We start from the raw sequence: 26,082 nt of genomic DNA on the forward strand, positions 1-26,082 counted from the left end.
GTCATGAATGTCAGGGCTTCTGGGGGATAGAAGCGGGCGTGGGGGCGGGGGCTCGAAAATCCCCGGAGAAACTCCTTGCCGGGTCCGGATGCGGATGGTACTTACGCGCCGCTTTCGGTGCGCCGACATAGCTCAGTTGGTAGAGCAACTGATTCGTAATCAGTAGGTCTCCGGTTCAAATCCGGATGTCGGCTCCAAGAAGAGAAAGGCCGGTTGCCCCTGTGGCAGCCGGCCTTTTTCGTTTCTGGCGTCTGGGGCTGTCGTGAGCCCTACATGCACTTGAAGCAGAAGAGCCGGCCTTGCTTGCGACCGTTGCGTGCCCCGCGCCGCAGCCCCCTGACGAGCTTCATCAGGCCGCCGGCGACCTCACTCCAGGAGGGCATGGGGAAGCCGCCAATGAGCACGTTGGGCTGGCCCAGGACGATGGCGCCGAAGTCCGGGATGAGCCCGGGGTCCTTGCCGACCATCATCGAGAGCGCCATGGCCGCTGCGTCCGCCGCGAGTTGGGCCGCCGCGACGGCGGCGCCCATGGCCTGACCGGCCGCGGCCGCCGCGCTGGCCGTGGCGGCACCCGCCGAGTCCGCCGCGGCCGCCTCGGCGCTGGGGTTCGCCGAGTCCATGGCGGAAGTGACGGCGCCGAGCGCCCCCGCCGCCAAGCCCGCCGCCGCCATCACCTTCGCCAGCTTCGACATGCCTCCGGCGGAGGGCGTGCAGTGCTTGGTGATGTCACCCATGCGCGCCGCGCGCGAGCCGCCGATGAAGACCTTGCTGGAGCCGGTGAAGATCTCCAGCGGGGGCATGAAGCTGCCGCACGTCACCGCCAGGCCCACGTCCCCGGCTCGTGCCGCTGGCAGGCCATTGATCAGCACGGACACGCATCCGCTGAGCATGACCGCTCCGATGCTCGGCAGCGGAATGGGAGGCGCCGGAGGGATGAGGCTGGGAGGGTGGGCGTGCGGGTGGGGAAGCCCGACGTGGAGGGCCGTGAGGGTGGCCGCTGGCAACGCGGGGAAGACCGCGGAGATGCCCGCGGTGGCGAGCGCGAACCCCGTGTTGAGGAGCTCCACCGGAGCGTTGATCGCACCCAGGACACCGCCCAGCACCTGGTTGACCGCGCCCACCGTCCCCTGGTGAGGGGGTGGGGCCTGGCGGAAGGGGTCGGTGGTCTGGTTGACGATGCGCGCGAACGAGTCGACCGCGACGTTCTGCCCATCGGGGCTGATGAGCGGGGGGGCGGGAGTGGGGGGCTGCTGCGCCGTGCGGGCCGCTCCTCGGCCTGACGTGTTGCCTGGGGGGCCGCTCATGCCTGGGTCTCCTTCGGGAGGGCTCGAAGCTCCTGCGTGCACGCCTGCTGCTCCGGGCGCATCCCTGCATCGCCGTAGACTTTCACCAGACGTTCAAGGACGGAGCGCAGGCGGGGGGCGTACTCGGCGGACTTGCAGAGCGTCACCGCATCACGCCAGGCCTTCACGGCCCCGCCCAAATCCTTGCGCAGGTACCTCGCCAGTCCGAGCTTCTCGATGGCGTCAGCCTTTGCATAGGGGTTGAGAGCCTTGGCCGCCACCCGGTCGCTGATGTCGAAATAGCCCTCGGCATCCGGGTACTGCTTCAGGTCCAGGCTCACGTCGCCCGCGGCCATGGAGAGATTGAGAAGGATGGGGAGCGCCTTCGTCTGCACCGCCACCGACAGGCCCTGCTGGTACTTCTCCCGGGCCAGCTCCAGCTTGCCCACGCGCCGCAGCACGTCCCCCGTGCCTTGGAGGCACAGCGCCTGGAGCTCTCTCAACTCCTTCTCCGCGTAGTATGCGTGCAGCAGGCTGTATTTCTCGATGGCCGCGGGGAAGCGCTGGTGCGCGTAGTCCAGCGCCGCGAGCTGAAGGAGCGCCTGCATCCGCTCGGGCTCCGGCACGTTCGGGTCCAGCGCCTCCTGGGCCAGGCTGTCCGTCAATGCCGCCGTGCTCAGGTCCGGTTCATACAGCAGCACGCCCGGGGCCTTCTGTTTGCGCAGCGCTGGCACCAGGAAGGGGGACTCCCGGTCGTCGCGGACGACGACGCGCATGGAGCGCATCCAGGGTTGGAAGCCATCGCGAGGCAGCAGCTCGCCGACGAGCTGCGCGAAGCCGATGCGGTCGGAGATCTTCATGGGGAGCAGTGCCCAGACGAGGCGGTGATCTCCCTCCGGCGGGAGGAGGCTCCGGACGTGCTCGAACGCGGTGCGCAGCCGCAGGGCGGGGGGCTGGCGGACATCCAGGCACAGCGGGGGGAGTGGAGGCCAGGGGGCCTGTCCCTGTTCGGCCTTCAGGGTGTTGGCCCCCTCCAGCTGGGCCTCCAGGTTGGCCAGCAGGGCCGTCACATACGCCGCCGGAGGCCCCGCGTCCTGGGAGAAGAGGAGGAACAAATCCGAGGGGCTCTCCTCGTCGAGTCCCTTCAACGTCTTGAGGGCCCAGGCCGCCTCGGCCTCGGTACTGCCCACCACCAGCACGAAGTGGTCGCGCTGTTCGACGAAGGCGCCGAGCGTGTCTTGGAGTTCCTCAAGCTTGCGCTTCATGATCCCCCCAGGTGCGAATGGTAGCCCATTTCAGTTAAAGCTGGGAGTTGGTATTCTTTGCGCGCTCGTCCAATTCGCATGCCCGGTTTTCGCCGGCAGGGCGGCGCGGTAGAAAGACAGACGGAACATCTCCACTGTATGCGAGGGGGGACTCGCGTGTCTGATTCGAACGATGCCGTGCGCGGTGCGCAGAAGGCGCTCCAGGCCGCGAATGCGGCGCAGAGGACCGCCGGACAGGTGCGGCAGGTAGCGCACACCGCGCAGAGCAACCCAGGGCAAGCGGTGAAGCAGGCTGCGGGCGCGGTGGCCAGCGGCGTGGGCGGTCCGGTCGGTGAGGCCATCCACACCGGTCTGGAAGCGTTGAGCGGCTTCGAGGGGCTCATCGCCAGCGGGCTGCGTCCGGTGGACAAGGTGCGCTTCGCCTTCCATCCCGAGTCGGACCCGGGGGGCGCCTGGCGCGTCGTCTCCCTGCACGCGCAGGAGGGGCTTTCGGAGCTGTACACGTGCACCCTGGATCTCGCCAACGAGGACCTGGGTGCGGACGTGGACGGGCTGCTCGGCTCCTCATGCGAGGTGCTCATCTCCCGGGACGCCACCTCGCGCCGGCTCTGCGGCATCGTCCACCGCGTGGAGCACACCGGCACCAAGGCCGGCCACCTGCTGGCGCGCGTGTTCGTGGTGCCCGCGCTCTGGGCGCTCTCGCAGCGCAAGGACTCCTACATCTTCCAGGAGAAGACGGTGCCGCAAATCCTGGAGGAGGTGCTCTCCGAGGGGCTCCAGCCCTTCGAGCGGTCCTTCCGGATGCAGCTCGACCGCGAGTACCTGCCGCGTGAGTACTGCGTGCAGTACCGCGAGACGGACCTCGACTTCGTCCTGCGGCTGATGGAGGAGGAGGGCCTCTTCTTCTTCTTCGAACACTCCGGCGAGCGCGAGGAGCTGGTGCTCGTGGAGCTGAACGAGCAGTGCCCCACCTGTGAAACGGTGGGCGCGGGCCCCATCAAGCTGATGGGCCCCGAGGCCGGCACGGCCCAGGACGAGACGCTGCGCTCCTTCGAGTTCGCCCAGAAGCTCCACACCACGAGCGTGGTGGTGCGCGACTTCAACTGGACGCACCCGGACTACGACCTGACGCGCGAGGCGCGGGCCGAGGATGCGCACGGACGTGATCGGGAGTCCTACGAGTACCCGGCCCCGCTGCTGGGGCCGTATGACAAGGGCGAGAAGAAGTACAAGTACGAGCCGGCACAGAAGCAGGAGGAGCTGCGCCGCCAGGCCTTCCAGTCCGAGGGCCGGCGCGGGCGCGGCGAGGGCACCGTCACCGGCTTCGTTCCCGGCGCCATGTTCGAGCTCACCGGCCACGGGCACCCCGCGCTGGACGGCTGGTACCTGCTCACCCGGGTGGAGCACTTTGGCCACGCGCCCGAGGAGCTGACGAGCGACTCGCACGAGGAGGACAAGGAGGGCGCGGGACACGAGCGCTACCGCAACGCCTTCGAGAGCCTGCCCCTGGACGTGGCCTTCCGCCCCGAGCGTCGGCGCTCGCGCGCGCGCATGGCCGGCCTGCAGACGGCGACCGTGGTCGGGCCGTCAGGTGAGGAGATCTTCACGGACGAGCACGGTCGCATCAAGGTGCAGTTCCACTGGGACCGGGCAGGTCAGCGCAACGAGAAGAGCTCCTGCTTCCTGCGCGTGGCTCAGGTGTGGTCGGGGTTGGGCTGGGGCTTCGTCTTCCTGCCGCGCATCGGCATGGAGGTGCTGGTGGACTTCCTGGAGGGGGATCCGGACCGGCCGCTGGTGGTGGGCTGCGTCTACAACGGGCAGAACCAGCCGCCCTATCCGCTGCCGGACCAGAAGACGCGCAGCACCATCCGCACCTCCAGTACCCCGGGCGGCGATGGCTTCAACGAGCTGCGCTTCGAGGATGCGGCTGGCGAGGAGGAGCTCTTCATCCACGCCCAGAAGGACTTCAACGAAGTGGTGCTCAACAACCACTCGACCCAGGTGAAGGCCAACCAGAGCAACGCGGTGGACGGCTCACAGACGGAGACAGTGGGCGGCGAGCAGTCCATGACCGTCACTGGCAACCGCACCAAGACGGTCAAGAAGAACGAGACGACGCACGTCGTGCAGAGCCGCACCGAGACGGTGGACATCGACGAGACCGTCACCATCAAGGGCAAGCGGACGGAGGAGGTGACGGGGCAGGAGAAGCTCACCCTGAAGGCGGGCCGGGACGCCACCGTCAACACGCTGGAGAAGCTCCTCGTCACCGGCCGTCGCGACGAGACCATCAACGCCAACGACGACCTCAAGGTGGGGGGCGACAAGACGGACCACATCACCGGCAAGTACGCCATGACGGGCGACAACGAGGTGAAGCTCAACCAGGGCGACGTGAGCATCACCCTCAACCGCGGCGGCGCCAACGTCGAGGGCTCCGGACAGAAGGTCTCCCTGCACAACAGCTCGGGTCAGATGGTGTTCGACGCCGGGAAGGTCGAGTTGACGTGCACCGGGCAGGAACTGAGCCTCGTGTGCGGCGCGGCGAGCATCAAGCTCAAGAGCGACGGCACCGTGGAGATCAACGGCGGCAAGGAGGTGGGCATCGGCGCCCAGCAGAGCACGGTGAAGCTGGAGGCCGCCGGGGCCACCATCTCCGCGCCCAAGCTGACCTCCTCGGCCATTGGCATCCACGAAATCACCGGCGCGCTCATCAAGATCAACTGACGGGGGGCTGCCATGAGTCAGTCTGGGAGGGTGGCGGTGGGCCACCCCGTCGATGTCGCCTCTGGTGTGCTCTTCAACGTCTTCACCGACTTCGCGGTACCAGGGCTGCTGCCGCTGACCTTCCAGCGCTTCTACAGCACTGGTCTGCTGGGCGGGCAGTCGGAGGAGCCACTCGGGCCCGGTTGGCGCCACGCCTTCCAGCACGAGTTGCGGCAATCGCTGGATGGCTTCGCGTACGTGGACGCCATGGGCGCGGAGCACGCGTTGGAGGACACGGCCAACGCCTTCGAGCACACGGGAAAGCTGGTGCTGCCGGGCAGCCAGATGGAGCTGCGCGGCGACCGTGACGCGCTGACACTCCAGTTCTACGGCTCGGACACGCCCCAGTGGCTGTGGCGCTTCCGGCGCAAGCCCCGGGACACGCGCTACGTGCTGGAGTCCATCGAGCTCAACGCACGCGTCAAGCTGGCGCTGGACTACGACGGACGGGGGCGCCTCTCCCGCATCCTGCAGACGCGCTCCGGTCGGGCCCTGCGCCTCAGCTACGACAGCACGGGACGACTGGCGAGCGTCACCTTCGATGGCAATCCGGCGGAGCTGGTGGCCCGCTTCGTCTACGACAAGCGCGGCTTCCTCGTCCGGGTGGTGGACCGCGTGGGCGAGGCGGCTTCCTTCGAATACGACGACGCAGGCCGCATGCTCTCCGAGGCCCGGTGTAGCGGCGCGGTGTACGTCTTCCGGTATGACGCGCAGGGGCGCTGTGTGTATGCCGCGGGCGCCAACCGCCACGAGGAACGCACCCTCCTGTACGACGCCGCCCGCCGCAAGACGCTCGTCGCCGACAGCCACGGACACATCACCGCCTACGAGTACAACGAGGCCGGCCAGGTGACGAGCATCCTCACGCCCCTGGGCGGCAAGGCGAGCTTCGTCTACGACGACCTGGGGCGGCTGGTCACCAGCGTCAGCGCGAATCAGTGGCAGAGCACGGTGGAGTACGACGCGCAGGGGCAGGTCATCTCCTCCTCGCTGCCGGATGGTCGCAAGCACCTGGTCGCCTACGACGAGGGCCACCGGCCTGTGCGCGTGTCCGACACGCATGGCGAGCAGTGGACCTTCGACTTCGATGCGGAAGGCCGGCGCGTGCGCACGGTGGACCCGCGGGGCCGCGAATGGGGCTACCGCTACACGCCGTTCGGCGAGCTGGAGTCCGTCCGCAGCCCCCAGGGCCACGAGGATCGGTGCGGCTATGACAGCCGAGGGCACCTCGCGACGTACGTCAACCCGGACGGGCGGGTCTGGCGCACGGACTACGACGTCTACGGCCGCCCCGTGGCGCAGGTGGACCCCGCCGGGGGCGTCACCCGCCGCGTCTATGACAAGGCGGGCAATCTCTCCAGGGTGGAGGCCCCGGACGGACGGCGGTGGCAGTACACCTACGACAGCGGGGGGCGCTGCATCTCGAATCAGGGGCCGGACGGCACCCTCAAGCAGATGCAGTACAACGCCTGCGGGCAACTGGTGGAGGTGGTTCAGCCGGACGGAACAGTCCTCCGGCTGGAGTGGGACACCGAGCCCGGTCGCATCCTCGCCATCGAGGACGCGCGGGGGCGGCGGCTGGCGTGGACTTACGATGAGCAGGGGCGGCCCTCCTCCCGGAGCAACTGGGATGGCTCCGTCGCCCGCTTCGAGTTCGACCTCGCCGCCAACCTCACGGCCGTCACCGACCCGACTGGCGCGCGCTACACCTTCGAGTACGACGCCTGGCACAACCTGGTGACCCGCACGACCCCGGACGGGGTGATGACGCGTTACGAGTATGACGCGCTGTCCTTGCCGGTGAAGGTGTCCAGGCCCGGCTCGGAGCTGATCTTCGTGCGTGACACCTTGGGACGGGTGCTGGCGGAGACCCACAACGGCGTCACGGTGCGCAGCGCCTACGACGATGAGGGCCGGCGGGTGGAGCTGGATTCAGACCTGGCGCCGCCCACCCGCTTCGAGTGGACGCCGGGCAGCCTGTGCTCCGCCATTCACGGCGCGGAGGGCACGCTCCGCTTCGAGTTCGGGCCCAATGGCGAGGAGGTGCGGCGCGAGCTGCCGGGGGGCGGGGTCTTCGAACAAGTCTATGACAAGCTGGGACGTCTGCTGGAGCAGAGCTACGTGCAGCCTGGGGGGAAGTCGGCCCTGGGGCAGCGGGGTGCGGAGGGCAGCCTGCGGCCGCCCGCTCTCATCCGACGTGCGTACGGTTACGACGAGCTCGGTCACGTGTCCTTCATCGAGGACTCGCTGCGTGGCCACGCGAACTTCATCCACAACGCGGTGGGCCGGCTCCAGGCGGTGGTGCGCTCAGGGGGCGAGACGGAGTTCTTCGAGTACGACGAGACCGGCAACCGCAAGGTCGCCGCGTGGCTGCCGGACTCGGGAGCACGTGACCTCAAGGATGTGCTTCAGCGGGACGCGCGCGGGTGGCTGCGGCTGGATGTGGACGCACTGCGAGAACGCGGCGCGGAAGTGACCACGGCGCGGACGGCGCAGGGCAACCAGACGACAGAGGTGCTCCGCGACGGCAATCCCTGGCGCTACACCTACGACGGGCTCGGGCGGCTGGTCCGAAAGGAGGTGGCGCGCGAGCCGCACACGGAGGTGTGGACGTACGAGTGGAACAGGATGGGCCAGCTCGCGACGGTGACGCGGCCGGATGGCGAGTGCTGGCGCTACGAATACGACGTCCTGGGCCGGCGGGTGGCCAAGCACGGCCCCGCAGGGGCGCGGCGGTACGTGTGGAGCGGGCAGCAGCTGCTGCACGAGGTGGCTCCTTCGGGCGAGGTGGCGACGTACATCCACCACCCCAGGCATGCCACGCCGGTGATGGAGCGCCGGGGAAACACCGTCGCCTACGTCCTGACGGACGGAGTCGGGAGCGCGTGCGAGCGGGTGGCCGCGGACGGGCAGGTGCTTTGGGCGGCCGGGCGTGGCACGTGGGGCGAGGTGGCGCCGGAAACTCCGGACGGCGAGCCGGGCTTCCCGGGGCAGACCTACGATGCGGAGTCCGGGCTCTACTACAACTTCGCTCGCTACTACGATCCGGTGCTGGGTCGGTACATCAGCCCGGACCCCATTGGCCTGCTCGGCGGCCTCAATGAGTACAGCTACGTGCCCAGCCCGGTGTGCTGGAGTGACGTGCTCGGGCTCACCTATTACAACGGTGGGCCCTATCCCTGGGTTCCTAAGGGGGAAGCCAGGGATGCCACGAACCCGGACCTCATGAACCCGGACAACCGTATTGTCCGGGGAGCGGACGGCCGTACCTACGTGGCGAAGGCGCCCAGTGACAGCACCAACGGCAAATGCCTCACCATCGTGACAGGGGTTCCAGCGAACCACCCCGCGCTGGAGGGCCGGGGCTTCCGAGACGGGGACGACGCCGCCTTTATCAGCGGTCATGGCCATCCCCACCCCACGCCAGACCCGGGGGACTTCGACGTCAACCGGGGCCAGATGGGCAACTGGTGCCATGGCGAAATCCAGGCGCTGAACTTCCTCCACACGAATGGCATCAGTGGCGCCACGGTCTACGTCGACCGCCCCCCCTGCAGCCAGTGCGAAAAAAAGCTACAGGGCATCCTGAACGCCCACTTCAACCAGCAAGGAAAGCCGAACGTGACGGTTCTGTACCCCAACGCTGATCGGACTGGTTACATCACCTGGGAGCAATACAAGGCGGATAAAGCCGAGGCAGGTTCCACCGGCAGCAAGGATGGGAGTTGTTGATGAGCTCTGGAGCCATGACGGGCAGCGCCACGATGCAGGCGATGCGCCGATTCGGTGCAATGCTGGACGCGGTGTGTCCCCGCCACCGAAAGCACAAGCAACCCCTTTCCCTGGAGCCGGACGCACCACGAGCGCTGGCGGACTTCTTCGAGGTGGTGGGCTTCAGCGAGGCCGTGGGGGCGGGGGGGAACCAACCTCAGCAGTGGCGCCCCACGGGAGAGGCCTCCCAGGAGTGGCTGCGGCGCACCTTCGAAACGTGGTTCGGAGAGGATGCGGAGGCTCGGGACACCTGGGGGGTGGAACGCGACGATTTCAGCGCGGCCTGGAATCGGCTGCCCGCGAAGTTTCGCATCCTCCACCCCAACCCCAGTCGTCCGCTCCTCACCGACGAGTCCACACCCGCCGAGGACCCGCCTCTCCTCGAACTGAACCTGGCCACGGGGGCGCTCAAGCCGCTGCCCGAGCGCGCTGTCGCACACCTCATCCGAGCCACATGGAGCCGGGTGATGTCCGGGCGCTCCGCGGGCATCGTCAACCTGCGTGCTGAGGGAGAGCAGGTGCTCGAACCCGTCTTTTCCGGCCTGTACCGTCTGGCGGAAGGCATCTCGGGTCTCGATTCGGGCCCGGGCGCCGCCGCGAATACGCAGGGCATGCTGCGGCGCTTCTTCTTTGACGACTTCGAGCGCTACATCGAGTTCGTCCTTGGCCAGCCCGACGCGCGGCTGTCGCACTTCTTCCGACCCGCGGGCCAGCTTGTCGTGCTTGAGCCGAACCAGAGGTTGGACCCGGAGCACGTGAGCGAGCCCGGCTTCCGGCGATTCACGAGCCGTTCCGAGGGGCTGATTGTGAAGGACTGGTTTCAAGCCGTCGGCCGGATCGAGGGGATGGGGGTTTGGCTCCAGCGCACCCAGCATGATCGCTCGGTGGATCTTGTCGTCGCGCCACGGAATCTCGAACCCATGCGAACGTGGCTCCAGCGTAACGGGCTGGAGTTGGAGTTGGAGGTCGAAACCCAACCCGACATCTGGTCGGAGCCCGTCACTTGATGAGCGTGCCTTCGATGGAGGCGCTTCGACAGGACGTCGTCCGGCTGCGGGCGCTCCTGGAGCGCAACGTCCCGCGCTACGCCGCCACGAGACGCGACGTGGCGCTCGGGCCAGACGAGTCCGCGCACGTGCGCGCCTTCTGGGAGACGCTTGGCTGGAGCCCGCTTTTCGAGGGCTGCCTGGGAGAGCCCGAGCTGGCCCGGGCGCCCGCGCAGGCCGAGCGCTCCATGGGGGAGTGGCGCTCCTGGGGAGGCCCCTTCCGGCTCACACTCGCGGACCTGCCCCGGCGCTTTCGTTTCGCCGAGCCTGATCATCAGGGCGTCGGCTTCTCCATCACGGACGAGTCCTCCGAGACCGTCACCGACCCGCCGCTGCTCGCCGTCGTGGCCGACACCGGCCAGATCGTTCCCCACTCCCCCAGCTACCTGCGCTTTGCTGGCGACACGCTTGTCAGGGTCGCCGTGCGCGGCTGGTACTCCACCACGGTCATGTGTCGCCCGGACGTGCCGGCGCTGCCCGGGACCTCGCGCCCGTTCCCCTTCCTTTCCCCGGGGACGGTGGCGCTCTCGGAGGACCTCTGGGTGCTGCCCTCGCAACAAGCGCCCGAGTCTCCTGGCTCAACGTTCGTTCACGCCCGCTACGAGGCACTGCTCGAGTGGCTCGTCGCCACGCCCGCCCTGGAGGCCGTGAACATCCCCCGGCTGCCTGGGAAGACATGGACGCTGGAGGCATCCCTGGCGCGGGTGGACGCAGCCATCCCGGGCCTCAAATCGCTGGCTGGCTTGGAGGCCGGCACGGAGTACCGGGTGGGCACGCTGGAGGGCGCGCAGGTGCTGGTCCAGGCGCACACCTCCGGCCTCACGCAGCTCGCGCACAACGCTCGCCATGCCGAGCGCCTCCAGGCAGCGCTCACCGCTCGGGGACTGCTCAAACCCTCCACGGACTGAATTTGGACTCAGCGCGGTGAGCCCTGGGGCAGCAGCTCCTCCAGTGCCAAGCGCCAGGCCTCCACGGCGACGGCCACATCCGCATCCGCATCCGTGGTGCCCAGCCCCAGGCTGGAGCGCAGGGCGGTGTCCGCCGACGGAGCGCTGGAGTGGGTGAGCCGCTTCGCCCCGTGGGGGGAGGCGCCCGAGCAGGACTCCGCCTTCGCCGCTCGCTTCCCAGGCCAGTGGTACAACGCGGAGAGCGGGCTCCATTACAACCTGTTCCGCTATTACGATCCGGACCTCGGCCGTTACATCAGCCCGGATCCGTTGGACATCCTGGCTGGATTCAACGACTACCGGTACGTGCCGGATCCCTACGGGATGTCGGATCCACTCGGGCGGGTGGAGAACCGGGTCACCACGTACAGCCCGTGTTGAGTGGGCTCTGGGAGAGGAATCAGAAGGCCCACCGTGGCGACAGGCACACTTTCCGCTGACGCACTGGGGCTGCGCGAGGAGCTGGCGGCGCTGTCGCGCTGGCTCTTGGATGCAGACCCCGCTTTCCGCCACGGACGCCGCGCCCGTGTGTCCGCAGATGCGCCCCCGGGCGTGCGGGCCGTCTGGGAGGTGCTTCGCTTCAGCGCGCATACGGGGCTGAGCGCCCCCTCTCTCTCTCGGAGCGAGAGCCGTGAGCGTCTCTGGCGCGCGCTCGAGCGGTGGCTGGGGCCGCGGCGGGTGCTGAACGAGGCGGAGCTCGAGAAGCTGCCGCGCCGCTTCCGCCTCGTCCAGCTGGAGAGCCCGGTGGAGGACTTCTGGGCCTGGGTGACGGATGAAACAGGCGAAGAGGCCGATCCCGAGGTCTGCGTCTTCCTCCTTCGTGGCGGGCCCGGCACCTCCGAGCTGCGCTTCGCGGAGGACGTCCCGCCGCGGACGGGGCGGAGCTATTCGCGCTTCATCGCCTCCGCACTGCTCGACAGGGTGCTGGAGCGCTCCTGGTACCGGGCGCGGCTCTGCCTCCGTGAGCCGCTGGAGGGGCGCCGTCCCTTTCCCCGGCTTGCTCCCGAGGTGGTCCACCATGTCGAGGCCTGGGCCACGACCCACCACGCCCGGCCCTTCGATGCGGAGCTGCGCCCGAGGGGCCACTGGACGGCATTGTCCTCGCCTTCGTTCGCGGCGGTCATCGAGGCCGTCGCGTCCCTGAGCGGGGCGGAGGTGCTGGACGCGCTCCCTCCGAGTGGCGAGCAGGTGGGGATACGGTGGGAGGAGTGGGAGCGCACCCCCGGCAGGCTCGTGCGCCGCTCCCTCCTCCTCGGAGAAGGGGTGGACGCGAGGCGCGTCCAGCTCGGCACCTGGCGGGGCGAGCCCTTCTGGCTGGAGCAGCCCGCCCGCTGGCGGGAGGAGGGGCGGGCCGTGGTGCATGTCGCGGCCGGAGCCCGGGCGCGCCTCCTCGCGGGCCACTTGGAACAGACACGAGGCGAGCCACACTCGGGACCCCCCCGGAGCGTGCCTCTCCAGGAGAAGGCGGTCACCATGAGCGATGAGGCGCGCGAGTCCCTGCGGCGGGAGGTGTCATGGCTGAGGGCGCTGTTGGAGCGGCGGATACCGGAGTATGCGCGGACGCGCCGTGCCGTGAAGCTCGGCGCGGACGCGCCGGCCGCCGTGCGGCTGCTCTGGGAGGAGGTGGGCTTCAGCAAGCAGCTCGGAGTGTTCCTCGACAACCCGGATGAGGCCTCCTCGCGCAAGGCGGCGCTCAAGAGGCTCGACGAGTGGCTCGCGGATGCGAGCGTCCAGGACACATGGCGCGGCGAGGAGGGAGTCCTCCCCGGGGCCTCGTCGCTGCTGCCACGCGTCTTCCGCCGCGTCATGGACTCGGCCACGGCGCAGTTCGGCCTGAAGGTGACGGACGAGAGCCAGGGCGCGGAAGACCCGCCCGTGGTCCGGCGCTCCAGCGACTCGCGCGAGCTCGAGCTCATCCATCCCAGCTACGTGCAGTATGTGACGTACAAGCTGCTCCAGGCCGCGTTCGCCCGCAAGGAGTGGAAGGTGAGGCTCGCCCTGGCGGGGGCGAGCCCCCAGCCGGCTCCCCACATTGCTCCGACGCTCTGGCAGCTCGCCGAGGGGCTGTACCAGCTCGACCCGCTGCCGCTGTGCAGCCGCAGTCTCGCCTTTCCGCCGAGCTACCTCAGCTTCGACAGCTTTGGCGAGCTGGTCCGAGGCCTGAGCATGCGTCCCGCCGGCGACAGCCTGGCCTTTACGAGCCCCCACTTCCATGGGGAGTTGGTGGGCATCGAGGGCCTCTCGCAGGAGCAGTGGGCGTCCCTGGTCGGAGGGCAGGTGCTGCCCGTGACGTCCGAGGGGGACTGGGCGCAGGTGCGCGCGGGCCACATCGAGGAGCTACCGCTGCTGGTGGTGGCCGAGCGGGCCAACCCCCTTCGCTCGCTGCTCGTCACCGAGGTCCGTGAAGGGCAGAAGCGCGTCCTCCAGCAGCTCAAGCAGCGGCATGGGTCCACCTTCTCCGTTCAGCGCTGGTAGGTGGGGCGCAGCTCCGCGAGCGCCGAGCGCCAGGCCTCCACCGCCATGTCCACATCCGCATCCGTGGTGCCCAGCCCCAGGCTGAAGCGCAGGGCGGTGTCCGCGCGCCAGGGCTCGTCAGGGTAGGCGGCGGCCACCACCGGTGAGGACGCCACGCGCGCCTGTTGGCACGCGGAGGTGCGCGCCACGCACAGGCCCCGCAGGTCCAGCGCGGACTCCATCCGCCGCGCCTCCACGCCCGGCACGGAGACGTCGAGAATCGGCCCCAGCCAGTCGGGCCCGGCGTTGTGGACGAGGTCCGGGCAGGCCTCTCGCAGCTCGCCCAGCAGCCGCTCGGCCAGCGCGCGCACCCGGGGCAGCCCCTCGCGCAGGGCGGGCCCACGCACTCGGCACGCGGTGCCCATGCCGATGGCTGCAAGCCACGGTGGCGTCCCCGGGGACTCGGGGAAGGGGGCCTCACGCCGGCCCGCGGGGACGAAGGCCAGCTCACGGGGGACGCGGAGGGCGGCCACGCCCGGGGGCCCGCCCAGCTTCTGCGCCGAGCACGCGAGGAAGACGCGAGGGCCCAGCAGGGGCCGCACGTCCCGCCACGCCGCGGCCTGCACCGCGTCCACCACCCACCACGCACCGGGCGCTCGCTCCAGCAGCGGCTCCAGCGCGGGCGCGGTGCCCAGCTCGTGGTTCATCGCGGACAGCGCCACCACCGCGGCGCCCTCCAGCGCCTGGGAGGCCTCGTCGGCGGTCACCCCTCCCGCGGGCTGTGGGAGCCACCGCACCTCGCGGCCCGTGGCTTCCACCTCCTCCACCCACGTCCGCACCGCCGGATGCTCCAGCCGGCTGGAGACGACGGGGCCGTCAGACAGCGATAGCGCCGCGCGCAAGGCCCGGCCCAGCGCCGCCGTGCCGCTCGCCTCCCAGCGCAGCTCCGCGTACATGCAGCCCAGGTAGTCGGCGACCTGGATGCGCGCCTCGTCCAGTGCCGCGCGGGCCTTTCGCCCCGCGCCGTGCACCGAGGCCGGGTTCCCGCCGCCATCGCGCGCCGCGCGCAGCATCGCTTCCAGCGCCTCCTCCACAATGGGAGTGGAGGCGGCATGGTCCAGGTATGTCACGCCCACAGTCTAGTTGAATCGAGCTGAAGCCAGACCGGGTGCCTGACTCACAGGGAGGAGCCTCCAATCGACTTCCTCCCGCTGCGCATTGGAGATCTCGGCGCGGACACTTGGCGAGCGCGAGGCGCCAGTCGTTGCAATGGACCGCTGGGAGAGGGATTTCTTGAAGAAGTATGGCAGCTTGTCCTCTCATGGACGCATTGCGCCACACATCTGCCCTATCTTGAACTGATGGCGTTGCTGTGGCACGGTTCGGCATGTCGCTCGTGTCTGGCAACATCTGAGAGGATGCCATGCTGAGTAGCGGGGGGGCTGTCGGCCCAGGGGTGATGGGACGGGTTGGATTTCGTCTGGGAGCGGGGCTGCTCTCCGGTTTGATCTGCGGTGCGTGTGCGCACTCGGCGCCGGCGCCGGCACTTTGTGAGCAGCCGCCCGCGCTCCTCATCCGCCTGGATGCGAGCGAGCGCCTCAACCCGGATGAGCAAGGGCGCTCACTCCCAACGAACATCCAGGTCATCCAGCTCAAGGACGCACGCCGCTTCGACGCCGCGGAGTTCCAGGACCTCTGGCAGCGTCCCAAGGACGTGCTGGAGGAGGACTTGCTGGCCTCGGATGAGCTGACCCTTGAGCCCGGTCAGGGAATGACGCGCGAGGTGAGCCGGAGCGCCAAGGCCGAGTACATCGCCGTGATGGGGGTGTTCCGGAGGCCGGCGGGGCAGGCCTGGCGGGCCGTGGCGCGGATCCCACGGGTGATGCCCGAGGACTGCGATCCGGCCAGCAAGACGGCGTCGCGGGGGGCCCCGCTGCGCTTCCTCATTGAAGACTACCGCATCGAGAGCCGCGTGGCTGAGGTGCGCAGATGAAGACGCCCCAGCGTGTCGTCTGGTCCGAGGGGATGTTCATGAATCCCCAGCACCTTCAGCAGGCGGACCTCTACCACGAGGGCCTGCTGGCGGCGCGATTGGGCGCGATGACGCCATATGACTGGGGCGTGGTGGAGCTGGAAGTCGACGAAAAGGAACTCGCGGCGGGTCAATTCCAATTACTGCGTTTCTTTGGCGTCCTGCCGGACGGCCTGCCCCTGTCCTTCGAGCGTGGGCAGCCCGAGGCGCCCCAGGCGCGTCCCGTCGAGGAGCACTTCAGCGCCAACAAGCGCTCATTGGATGTGTACCTGGGCGTGGCGCGTGAGCGGGAGGGCATCGCCAGCTATGGCGCCCCGGAGGAGTCCACGACATCCCCGCGCTTCTCGACGGTGATCCGCTCCGTTCCGGACCTGGCCGAGTCCGAAGCCGTGGTGCAGGTGTCCTTCGCGCAGCGCAACCTCCGGCTGCTCTTCGGCACCGAGTCGCGCGAGGATTACAACGTCATCAAGATCGCGGAGTTGGTGCGCGACAAGACGGGCGCCGTGGCGCTTGCCAACAGCTACATCCCACCGTGCCTGCGCGTGTCGGCCTCGCCCTATGTCCTCGAACGGCTGCGGCAGATCCTCAAGGCGATGCACGGCAAGCAGCGGGAGCTGGCCGAGGGCCGCCGCCACCGCGACGCCACTTCGCTCGAGTTCACGGCGGGGGACGTGACGAAGTACCTGCAGCTCAGCGCGCTCAACGGTCTCATCCCCCAGGTGGCGCATGTGGTGGAGGCGGCGGACCTGGATCCGCAGCGGGTGTACCTGCTGCTGTGCCAGGCCGCGGGGCAGCTCTCCACGTTCTCGGCGGAGGCAGACCCGGGCGACCTGCCCAAGTTCCAGTACACCAACCTGCGCGCCACCTTCGACGGCCTCTTCCAGGTGCTTCAGAAGCTGCTGGACGTGGTGGCCGTCGAGCAGTGCATCACGGTGTCCCTCGAGTCGCGCAAGGACGGCATGCACCTGGGGCGCATCGAGGACGAGCGCTTCCATCGCTGCACGCAGTTCATCCTCGCCGTCCGCAGCGAGCTGGCCGAAGCAGACGTGGCCAAGAGCCTCCCGATGCTCTCGAAGATCGCGAGCTTCGCGGAGATTCGCGAGCTCATCAAAGCCGCGGCTCCGGGCGTGCCGGTGGCGGTCACCTTCCGGCCTCCGCCGGAGGTGCCGGTGAAGTCGGGCGTGGTGTACTTCGCGCTGGAGAGCGGCGACCCGTATTGGAAGAACGTGATGGCCAGTCAGAACGTGGCCGTCTACCTGCCGCGGCCCTTCGAGCCGACGAAGACGAGGCTGGAACTCCTCGCGGTGCCCCGGGCGGCGGGGCGGTAGTCCTCAGGAAGCATCGCGGTCTGCGTCGTTGTCGTTGAGCGGAATTGGGAGGGGGGCCTGTCCACCACTGAGGTGCTGCGGCACGCGGTGTGGCTCCCTGCTGTCACGAAACTTGGGAGGCATTGGCAGGATGGACAGGATCAATTCCATTACGCAGGAGTGCTTCGGCGCCCTGCTGCAGATCCGGCAGTTCGAGGACAGCGCACTGCCCTCGGCGGAGCTGGTGCATCGGCAATTGCGAACCTTCTTCGACCGGATGCTCAAGCGCGCCGGCGAGCTGGGCTTCAGCCAGCAGGATGCGCAGGAGATCGCCTACCCCATCGTCGCGCTCGCGGATGAGCTGGCGTTGGCGCGCTCCGACAGCTTCCGGGAGTACTGGCTCGCCAACCTCCTCCAGTTCCACTACTTCCGTGAGAACCGCGCGGGCGACGGCTTCTTCACCCGGTTGCAGACGGCCCGTGAGGATCCGCACCGGACGGAGATCCTCCGCGTCTACTACCTCTGCCTTGTCTTGGGATTCCGCGGGCGCTTCCGGGTCCGCGGCGGCGAGCTGGAGCTGATGCAGCTCACCGAGTCGGTGCAGCGCGAGCTGGCCAAGACGTACAAGTTCAACACGGAGACGCTGTCCCCGCACGGGGAGCGGCCGCCGGAGAGCGCGGTGAGCGCCAAGCGGACGCTGCCGCTGGTGGCCATCTCCGCCGCCGCGGTGGTGTTCGCGCTGGTGGTGTACACGGGCCTGCGCATTGGCCTGGCCAGCAGCGTCTCTTCCTTCGTCGAGGAGGTCTCGGCCTCCTCAACCCAGCAGCCCTAGAGGAAACCGCGATGCTGCTGATCTCCCTGTTGGCCGCGATCCTCGCGATCGTCCTGTGGGCCGTCGTCCTCGTGCTCGGCCTGCCGTTGTGGGCCGCTGTCGTTCCCACCGTCCTGATCGTGTTGAGCATCGTCGGCACCCTCCTGTTCCGGCGCCACCAGGCCTCCAAGGCGGCGCGTGACATCGAGCGGGCGCTGGGCGCCCAGGCGGATGCCCAGCTCCAGAACGTCCGGCCGGATCAGCAGGAAGAGATCCAGGCCATGCAGGCCGAGTTCTCCAAGGCGCTCCAGTCGCTGAAGTCCTCCAAGCTGGCGCGCTCGCGGCAGGGCAAGGACGCGCTGTCGGTCCTGCCCTGGTACATGATCATCGGCCCCCCGGGCTCCGGGAAGAGCACGTCGCTGCGCAACTCGGGCATCCAGTTCCCCTACCTCTCCTCGCGGGGGGGCGGTGTGAAGGGCGTCGGCGGCACGCGCAACTGCGAGTGGTGGCTCACCAACGAAGGCGTCATCCTCGATACCGCCGGCCGCTACACCACGGAGGACGACGACCGGGAGGAGTGGCTGGGCTTCCTCGACATGCTCAAGCGCAACCGCCCGCGCAAGCCCGTCAACGGCCTCGTGGTGGCGGTGAGCGTCGGCGACTTCATCGGCATCGACGAGGAGCAGTCGGTGCAGCTCGCGCAGACCATCCGCGAGCGCGTGGATGAGGTGATGGAGCGGCTGAAGATGATCGTCCCCGTCTACGTCATGTTCACGAAGTGCGACCTGCTCGCGGGCTTCGTGGACGTGTTCGGGGATCTCGCGAAGGCCGAGCGCGGGCAGATCTGGGGCTTCACGCTGCGCCCGGAGGATTCGCGCGACGCCGTGGGCGAGACCTTCACGGCGCGCTTCGACGAGCTGGCGGAGGTGGTGGAGCAGCGCTCCATCGTGCGCATGGGCGAGGAGCGGCACCCGGACACGCGCGAGCGCATCTTCCGCTTCCCCCAGCAGTTCGAGGGACTGCGCTCCAACCTCACCGAGTTCGTGCAGGCGCTCTTCGCGGAGAACGTCTACGCGGACACCCCGGTCATGCGCGGGGTGTACTTCACGAGCGGTACGCAGGAGGGCAGCCCCATTGATCGCGTGATGAACGCGATGGCGGACGCCTTCGGCATCCGGCGCTCGCTGCAACCCGCGAGTGGCCGGCCGGCGGTGGAGGCGCGCAGCTACTTCCTGCGGGACATGTTCGCGGAGGTGGTGTTCCCGGACCAGAACCTGGCGATGCGCAGTACGGCGGAGGACCTGCGCCAGAAGCGCTTGCAGTACGCCTACGCGGGCGGCTGCTTCGCGATCGCGCTGCTCATCCTCCTGTTCCCGGCCATCTCCTTCGTGAAGAACCGCGAGCTCATTCAGACGACGCGGGCGATGGCCCAGGCGCTGAAGATGACGGAGGCCAGCAACGCGGGCACCAGCAGGATGGTGGACACGATGCTGCCCATGCGGCAGCAGATCGAGAGGCTGATGCAGTGGGAGTCCGAGGGTCCGCCGACGGGCATGCGCTTCGGTATGTACCGGGGCGGCGACCTCATCACCCCGCTGGGGGAGTTCTACGGCGCCACCGTGCGGCGTGTCCTCGTCGAACCGGTGCTCGGCACGGACCTGACGGAGATGAAGACGTGGGTCGAGGTCCAGCGGAGGCAGGACGAGGCCCCGACGGGCCGCGAATACGCGCGCTACTTCGAACGACTCAAGCTGCACCTTCTCCTGTCGGGACCGCGTACCGCGCGCGAGCCGGTGCTGGGGGAAGGAGAGCGGACCTGGCTGGTCAAGAGCCTCACGGAGCGCTGGGGCCGCAAGCCCGGGTTCACTGAGAGCGCCCAGCGCACGGCGCTGCTGTCGAGCCACGTCGATCTGTTCGTGAAGTTGTTGGCCCAGGACCCGTCGCTGGCCTTCACCCGCAACGACAAGGTGGTGCGCGACGTGCGCACGGCGCTGGATCAGCTGCCGTTCGCCACGCTCGCGCTGGAGCAGATCATCTCGGACGTCGGGCGCGAGGGGCTCGATCTCACGATCTCCAACATCCTGGGCAGCACCGCGCAGCACATCAAGTCGGACGGACGGATCCGCAGCGCCTTCACCCGCAAGGGCTGGGAGTCCGTGGTGCGCCAGCGGCTGGAGAACCCGCTGAGGGGGGCGGACATCTGGGTGCTGGACAAGGACACCAACGCCACCAACGACCTCGAACTGGCCCGGCAGGAGACGGAGCTGCGCTCGAAGTACTACGAGCAGTACATCCAGGAATGGAAGGTGTTCCTCGACGGCCTCAGGGTGCAGCAGCCCGGGTCCAGCACGGAGGCGCTCGCCATGCTGGAGGATCTCACGCGCGGCGAGCCGGCCCCGCTGGCACGGCTGTTCCGCTCAGTGGCCTACAACGTGAGGCTGAGCACGGACGCGGAGGTGGGCGGTGACGACGACTCCACCATGCTCGACAGCTTGAAGAAGAAGCTGGGCTCCAAGGGGAAGACCCTTGAGAAGGGCGTGAAGTTCGTCGGCGACAGGATCGGGAAGGACGAAGAGGAGGCGCCCGAGGGCGCGCGCGTGTACACGGAGCGCGACGTGGAGGCGGCCTTCGCGGGGCTGCTCAAGTTCGGCGCGGCGGCGGCGCGCTCCAAGGACCCGGAAGCTCCGCCGCCGGAGTCCATCCCGTTGGACCTCTACCAGGAGCAGCTCCAATTCCTGCGCGACGCGCTGCGCGCGGCCCAGGAGAATCCCGACGAGGCCGGCCCGCTGATGACCCGGGTGCAGACGGCACGCGTGCGGGTTCGCTCGCTCATCGAGGCGCAGGAGGTGGGGTGGCGACCGCGCGTCGATGCGCTGCTGTGGCCTCCCATCGAGGCGATCTCCGAGAACTCCACCAAGGACGTGGCGGGGAAGATGAGCGAGCAGTGGTGCAGCGAGGTGACCAACACCTTCAATCTCTCGCTGGCGGGGCGCTACCCCTTCAACCCCAACGGGCATGACGCGGCGGTGGCCGACGTGGGCGACTTCTTCCGCCCGGAGTCGGGGACGGTGTGGGGCTTCTACAACGGCTTCCTGAAGAACGACATCCAGCGGATGGGCACCCGGTTCAAGTTCGTCAACCGGATGGGGCGCGTGGGCGGCAGCATGTACTACGGCACGGTGCTCGCCTTCCTGGCGCGCTCGCACGAGATCTCCGAGTCGCTGTTCGCGCCGAGGGACGCCGAACCGGGCGTGCAGTTCTCCTTCCACGTCCGCCCCTCGCCCAAGCTCTCCTCCATCCGGTTCACGGTGGACGGTCAGACGGTCGACTACAACAACGGTCCCGAGGAGTGGCACTCCATGAAGTGGCCGCAACAGGGCAAGACGGTGGGGGCCTCCATCAAGGTTCGCAACAACCGCGGCCAGACGGAGAGCATCGAGCGGGAGGGCGAGTGGGGTCTGTTCCGCCTGCTGGAGGAGGGCACGCCCGTCGTGGAGTCCGGCGCGCGCGTCTTCTCGGTGACCTGGAAGGTGCCCTCGATGGACACGGAGGTGGTGATTGATTTCCGGCCGACCCGGAGCGCCAGTCCGTTCTTCGGCATCACCGTGGGCCGTAACGCCCGGCTGATGCAGCCGTTCCGCATGCCAGGCGTGCTGCCTCCGCGCGTCATTGGAAAGGGGGGCGCGGGATGCTCGGGCTAATGGGGCGCCATCAGGTCGCGTTGCTGGGCAAGGCGCCTTGTCAGGGGGACTTCATCCGCTGGAACGCCGCGGATCCGGTGTCCGCGGCCTTCCACCGCTGGCTGGAGGAGTCGCACGAGGCGGTGCGGCGCGCCAACGCCCAGCTCCCCGCGGAGCCCACGTCCTTCGTCTTCACCGCGCCGGGCGGGCGCCAGGTGCTCGTCGGGACGATGGCGACGAGCAGCGACCGGGTGGGGCGCGTCTTCCCGCTCGCCGTCTATGTGGCCCTCGACGCAGCGGGCGCGGCGGAGCACGTCTCCTCGCTGCCCGACAGCTTCCGTGCATTCTTCACGGCGGGGAGGCAGTTGCTGGCGGACGCCGCGACGCTCTCCGCGAGCGAGCTGGAGTCGAGAGTGGCGGCGCTCGCGGCCGTGTCGGCGGGGGATTCCGTCGGGGCGGAGGCACATCGGCGCCGCGTGTTGGGCTGCTCCGTCTCGCCGCTCGTCGAGCAGTTCCAGGCGGACGGGGCGCCGGCGGGCGTGCCGTACTACGCGTTCAACACCTTCGTGAAGGCGTGTCGGGCCGAGCAGGGCAAGGAGCCCTCCAAGCCCGGGGTGACCTTGGAGTGCCCCTTCCCGGAGGACCAGGGGCCCTTCACCTGGGCGGAGCTGGCGAAGCGGCAACTGCGTTGGCGCTCGATGCCGCCCGCGATGTTCTGGCACCTCGGCCCGAGCCCGCGCCTGCTGTTGTCCATTGGAACTCCAGGCGTGGCGCTGCTCATGCACCTGGCGAAGCCCGAGCACTCCAGCATGAAGGTGTGGCCGCTGCGGACGAAGCAGGCCTCCGCCATCGAGAGCGCGCGGACGGCACTCACGCCGGGACAGCGGCAGGCGCTCGAGGCTCCTGGCACCACGGTGGAAGCGCTGTTCGCGGCGTTTGGCACATGAGCGGGGCCTGTTGAGCGGCCCGCGAAAGGAGGGGGGACATGGCGGTCACGATTGAGCAGTTGAAGGAGCGGGCGAAGGAGTGGATCGAGCCGGTGCCGGGGCAGACGCCGGCGGGCAAGGCGGCCAAGGCCGACCCGACCTATGCGGCGGTGCTCGCCGAGATGGCCAAGCTCGAGTCCGTCACCGGAGGGGCCATCGACTGGAGCCTGGTGCTGGGTTCCAGTGGCCAGCTTCTTCAATCCACGACGAAGGACCTCCGCATCGCCACCTACATGGCCTATGGCCTGTACCAGACCCAGGGCCTGGAGGGGCTCGCCACGGGCCTGGTGGTGGTCTCGGAAATCATGGAGCGCTACTGGCCCGCGCTCTTCCCCGAGCTGGCGCGCATCCGCGGCCGCGCCAACGTGGTGGGCTGGCTCGTGGAGCGCTGCTCCAGCCTGCTGCCGTCGCTGGAGGTGTCCGCGAGCGATCGCGAGCGCGTCGAGGCGCTCGACGTCGCCACCCGGCGCCTCGCGGAGGTGTCGCGACAGAAGTTCGACACCCAGGGGCCCGCGATTCGTCCCCTGCTGGAGAGCGTCCAGCGGCTCCAGGCCTCGTTGCCCGCGGCGGCTCCGCCACCGCCACCCAAGCCCGCCGCGCAGGTGGCGCCGAAGCCCGTCCTGGCGACCAACGTGCCTCCACCCGCGGCCCTCGCGCCGCTGGTTCCTCCCGTGGCGCCCGCCGTCGCGGCGGCGCCCGCGCCCATGCTCGCGGTGGGCTCGCTGGCGAGCGCGGACGGCGCGGTGGACTTCCTGCGGCAGACGGGCTCGGCGCTGGCGAGCGCGGCGGGCCTCGTTCGAAGGGCCTCGCCCGCCGAGGTGCTCCCGTACCGGCTCCTCCGGGTGGGGCTCTACCTCCACCTGTCCCAGCCGCCGCCAGCGGATGTCAGCGGCAAGACGACCCTCCCCGCGCCGCCGGCCAACCTTCGCGCGAACCTGGAGCGGATGGCGGCGAACGCGCGGTGGGCGGACCTGCTGGAGGAGTCCGAGTCGGCGCTCATCCAGCACCGCTTCTGCCTCGATCTGCACTGGCTCAGCGCACGGGCCCTGGCGGAGCTGGGGTTCCGCCCGGCGCGACAGGCGCTGGTGGCGGAGCTGGGGTCCTGGCTGACGCGGATGCCCACCGTCCCAGGTCTCCTCTTTGGTGATGGCACGCCCGTCGCCGGCACGGAGACACGGGCGTGGCTCGACTCGGAGCTCGCGCCGCCAGCCCAGGCCGTGTCCGTCGCCACCCCATCGAGCAACAAGGATGTGACGGGAGGCGACGGGGCCGAGGTGCTCGCGGAGGCGCGCAAGCTGTTGTCGGGCGGCAATGCCGCGGGGGCCATGGGCCTCCTCCAGGAGCGGGTGGGCGCCGCGGGCACGGGCCGCGAGCGGTTCAAGGCCCGACTGGCGCTCGCGAAGCTGTGCGCCGCGGCCGGTCAGCCCAACGTGGCGCGCGCTCTCTATGAGGCTTTGGATCGCGAGTCGAAGGAGCGCGGGCTCGATGAGTGGGATCCCGCGCTCGCGGCGGAGTGTTTGGAGGGGTGGTTCGCGGTTTCGCGGCCTCCTCCAAAGTCACCCGAGGCTCTAGTGTCTGACTTCACCGCACGCTATCATCGTCTCTGTTTGCTTGATCCCGGTGCTGCGCTGAAGGTGTCTCTGTAAGAGGGGGGCTCTTACAGTGATTGTGCACGGGCGGAATTCCATCCCCAGCCAGGAGGTCGCCAGGTGAGCAAGGAAGGTTCTGTTGCGCCGAAGGAGCGCGTCAACATCGTCTATAAGTCCGAGACCGGGAATGCGCAGTCGGAAGTCGAGCTGCCTCTCAAGATCCTCATGGTGGGAGACTACACCGGTCGCCAGGATGAGCGTCCCGTGGAGGAGCGGGCGCCGATCAACATCGACAAGGGCAATTTCAACGAGGTGATGGCCAAGCAAGGGCTGTCGCTGGACGCGAGCGTTCCGGACCGGCTCTCCAATGAGGCGGATGCGTCCATGTCCGTGTCTCTGAAGTTCCAGACGCTCGCGGACTTCACCCCCGAGGGCATCGTCAACCAGGTGCCCGAGCTCAAGCAGTTGCTGGAGCTGCGCGCGGCGCTCAACGCGCTGAAGGGTCCCTTGGGCAACGTGCCGGCCTTCCGCAAGAAAATCCAGACGTTGCTCGGGGACTCCGAGGGGCGCCAGAGATTGATGGCGGAGTTGGGGCTGGGGACGAAGTCCGAGTAGGCCGGGACACGCAAACGCACTCAGAAAAGGCGTGACACAGATGAGCACTGAAGCCAAGGCGCAGGCCACGACGGCAACGGCCGACGCCTCCCTGTCGCTGCTGGATGAGATTCTCTCCGAAACCAAGATGAAGCCGAGCGATGACGGCTACGACGTCGCCCGCCGGGGTGTGCAAGCCTTCATCTCGGAGATGCTGGCCCCGGGCCGTTCAGCCGAGCGCGTGGACAAGTCGCTGGTGGACGCGATGATCGCCGAGGTGGACACGCGCCTGAGCGCGCAGGTCAACGAGATCCTCCACCACCCGCAGCTCCAGTCCCTGGAGTCCTCCTGGCGCTCGCTCAAGTTCATGATCGAGCGCACGGACTTCCGGGAGAACATCCGCGTGGAGGTGCTCAACGCCTCCAAGCAGGATCTGCTCACGGACTTCGAGGACGCGCCCGAGGTGGCGAAGTCCGGGCTCTACCGGACCGTGTACTCCAACGAGTACGGCGTCTTCGGCGGCAAGCCCTACGGCCTCGTGGTGGGCAACTTCGACTTCGGGCCCGGTCCGGAGGATCTGTCGCTCTTGAGCAAGATCGCCTCGGTGGCGGCCATGTCGCACACGCCGTTCGTGGCCAACACCTCGCCGGAGTTCTTCGGTCAGACGTCCTTCCTCGGGCTGCCGGCCCTCAAGGATCTGAAGTCCCTCTTCGAGGGGCCGCAGTACGCGCGCTGGCACGCGTTCCGGGAGAGCGAGGACGCGCGCTACGTGGGCCTGTGCATGCCCCGCTTCCTGCTGCGGCTGCCGTACAGCGAGAAGACGGTTCCGGTGAAGTCCTTCAATTTCTCCGAGGACGTCATCGGGCAGCACGAACGCTACCTGTGGGGCTATGCGTCCACGGCGTTCGCCACCCGCGTGACGGACTCCTTCGCGAAGTTCCGCTGGTGCCCCAACATCATCGGGCCCCAGGCGGGTGGCGCGGTGGACAGCCTGCTCTTGCACCAGTACGAGGCCATGGGGGAGATCCAGACGAAGATCCCCACCGAGGTGCTCCTCACCGAGCGGCGCGAGTTCGAGCTGTCCGAGGAGGGCTTCATCGGCCTGGTGTTCCGCAAGGACACGGACAACGCGGCCTTCTTCTCGGCCAACTCGGTGCAGAAGCCCAAGTTCTTCGGCAACAGCCCGGAGGGCAAGGCGGCCGAGACGAACTATCGGCTGGGGACCCAGCTGCCGTACATGTTCATCATGTCTCGCCTGGCGCACTACGTGAAGGTGCTCCAGCGCGAGCAGATCGGCAGCTGGAAGGAGCGCTCGGACCTGGAGCGCGAGCTCAACCAGTGGATCAACCAGTACGTGGCCGACATGGACGACCCGGCGCCCTCCGTGCGCTCCAAGCGTCCGCTCCGCACCGCCCGCATCAAGGTGGAGGACGTGGAGGGCCAGCCGGGCTGGTACCGGTGCAACCTGCAGGTGCGCCCGCACTTCAAGTACATGGGCGCCTCTTTCACCCTCTCGCTCGTCGGCAAGCTGGACAAGGAGTGAGCGGGGAA

17 protein-coding genes and 1 tRNA gene are annotated in these 26,082 nt (G+C 68.8%); 15 read left to right on the forward strand and 3 right to left on the reverse strand.

Going from position 1 to position 26,082, the window contains the following annotated elements:
- Positions 1–121: 121 nt before the first annotated feature.
- Positions 122–197: transfer RNA gene (locus tag D7Y04_RS21040), tRNA-Thr, on the forward strand.
- 72 nt (positions 198–269) lie between these two features.
- Here the strand turns inward: D7Y04_RS21040 and D7Y04_RS45165 are convergent.
- Positions 270–1,304 (reverse strand): PAAR domain-containing protein, encoded by a 1,035-nt coding sequence (locus D7Y04_RS45165; protein WP_199749707.1) that lies wholly within the window; start codon positions 1,302–1,304, stop codon positions 270–272.
- Positions 1,301–2,548: a hypothetical protein gene (locus tag D7Y04_RS21050; RefSeq protein ID WP_121760471.1), complete on the reverse strand. Its 1,248-nt coding sequence runs from the start codon at positions 2,546–2,548 to the stop codon at positions 1,301–1,303. Before D7Y04_RS21050 ends, D7Y04_RS45165 begins: the two co-directional genes overlap by 4 nt.
- Before the next feature lie 156 nt (positions 2,549–2,704).
- Between D7Y04_RS21050 and D7Y04_RS21055 the strand changes: the two genes are divergently transcribed.
- The 6 genes from D7Y04_RS21055 to D7Y04_RS21080 all read left to right on the forward strand — a co-directional run bounded on the left by D7Y04_RS21055 (position 2,705) and on the right by D7Y04_RS21080 (position 13,553).
- Positions 2,705–5,275: a type VI secretion system Vgr family protein gene (locus tag D7Y04_RS21055; RefSeq protein WP_158627568.1), complete on the forward strand. Its 2,571-nt coding sequence runs from the start codon at positions 2,705–2,707 to the stop codon at positions 5,273–5,275.
- A 12-nt stretch (positions 5,276–5,287) separates the two neighbouring features.
- Entirely contained in the window at positions 5,288–9,046 is a 3,759-nt protein-coding gene (locus D7Y04_RS21060; protein ID WP_121760473.1) for an RHS repeat-associated core domain-containing protein, read from the forward strand.
- Positions 9,046–10,092, forward strand: coding sequence for a hypothetical protein (locus D7Y04_RS21065; protein WP_147477170.1), 1,047 nt, complete (start codon positions 9,046–9,048; stop codon positions 10,090–10,092). Before D7Y04_RS21060 ends, D7Y04_RS21065 begins: the two co-directional genes overlap by 1 nt.
- On the forward strand, positions 10,092–11,039 hold the full coding sequence (locus D7Y04_RS21070; protein WP_121760475.1) for a hypothetical protein: 948 nt from the start codon (positions 10,092–10,094) through the stop codon (positions 11,037–11,039). Before D7Y04_RS21065 ends, D7Y04_RS21070 begins: the two co-directional genes overlap by 1 nt.
- A gap of 126 nt (positions 11,040–11,165) precedes the next feature.
- Entirely contained in the window at positions 11,166–11,459 is a 294-nt protein-coding gene (locus tag D7Y04_RS21075) for an RHS repeat-associated core domain-containing protein (protein WP_233601518.1), read from the forward strand.
- A gap of 33 nt (positions 11,460–11,492) precedes the next feature.
- The gene (locus tag D7Y04_RS21080; RefSeq protein ID WP_121760477.1) at positions 11,493–13,553 is read left to right on the forward strand and encodes a hypothetical protein; all 2,061 of its coding nucleotides are present in this window, start codon (positions 11,493–11,495) and stop codon (positions 13,551–13,553) included.
- Here the strand turns inward: D7Y04_RS21080 and D7Y04_RS21085 are convergent.
- Positions 13,541–14,662, reverse strand: coding sequence for a cysteine desulfurase family protein (locus D7Y04_RS21085; RefSeq protein ID WP_158627569.1), 1,122 nt, complete (start codon positions 14,660–14,662; stop codon positions 13,541–13,543). The genes D7Y04_RS21080 and D7Y04_RS21085 overlap by 13 nt on opposite strands.
- 329 nt (positions 14,663–14,991) lie before the next feature.
- Between D7Y04_RS21085 and tssJ the strand changes: the two genes are divergently transcribed.
- From tssJ to tssC, 8 genes are all read left to right on the forward strand, one after another.
- Positions 14,992–15,525 (forward strand): type VI secretion system lipoprotein TssJ, encoded by a 534-nt coding sequence (gene tssJ, locus D7Y04_RS21090; RefSeq protein WP_158627570.1) that lies wholly within the window; start codon positions 14,992–14,994, stop codon positions 15,523–15,525.
- Positions 15,522–16,892 carry a type VI secretion system baseplate subunit TssK gene (tssK, locus tag D7Y04_RS21095; protein ID WP_121760480.1) on the forward strand — a complete coding sequence of 457 codons (1,371 nt, stop codon included), beginning with the start codon at positions 15,522–15,524 and terminating at the stop codon, positions 16,890–16,892. Before tssJ ends, tssK begins: the two co-directional genes overlap by 4 nt.
- Positions 16,893–17,022: 130 nt before the next feature.
- A complete protein-coding gene (locus tag D7Y04_RS21100; protein ID WP_120595942.1) occupies positions 17,023–17,703 on the forward strand; it encodes a DotU family type IV/VI secretion system protein in 681 nt (226 codons plus the stop codon).
- A gap of 11 nt (positions 17,704–17,714) precedes the next feature.
- The gene (tssM, locus tag D7Y04_RS21105) at positions 17,715–21,383 is read left to right on the forward strand and encodes a type VI secretion system membrane subunit TssM (protein WP_120595943.1); all 3,669 of its coding nucleotides are present in this window, start codon (positions 17,715–17,717) and stop codon (positions 21,381–21,383) included.
- Positions 21,383–22,309, forward strand: a complete 927-nt coding sequence (gene tagF, locus D7Y04_RS21110; protein WP_158627571.1) for a type VI secretion system-associated protein TagF — start codon at positions 21,383–21,385, stop codon at positions 22,307–22,309. The genes tssM and tagF overlap by 1 nt, the downstream gene beginning before the upstream one ends.
- Before the next feature lie 38 nt (positions 22,310–22,347).
- On the forward strand, positions 22,348–23,994 hold the full coding sequence (gene tssA / locus D7Y04_RS21115; RefSeq protein ID WP_121760482.1) for a type VI secretion system protein TssA: 1,647 nt from the start codon (positions 22,348–22,350) through the stop codon (positions 23,992–23,994).
- 63 nt (positions 23,995–24,057) lie between these two features.
- On the forward strand, positions 24,058–24,552 hold the full coding sequence (tssB, locus tag D7Y04_RS21120; RefSeq protein ID WP_120595946.1) for a type VI secretion system contractile sheath small subunit: 495 nt from the start codon (positions 24,058–24,060) through the stop codon (positions 24,550–24,552).
- A 40-nt stretch (positions 24,553–24,592) separates the two neighbouring features.
- Positions 24,593–26,074, forward strand: coding sequence for a type VI secretion system contractile sheath large subunit (tssC, locus tag D7Y04_RS21125; RefSeq protein WP_120595947.1), 1,482 nt, complete (start codon positions 24,593–24,595; stop codon positions 26,072–26,074).
- The last annotated feature ends 8 nt before the right edge of the window (positions 26,075–26,082 follow it).

Origin of the sequence: Corallococcus sp. AB038B, from assembly GCF_003668955.1 — a bacterium.
GTDB classification, from domain to species: Bacteria; Myxococcota; Myxococcia; order Myxococcales; family Myxococcaceae; genus Corallococcus; species Corallococcus exiguus.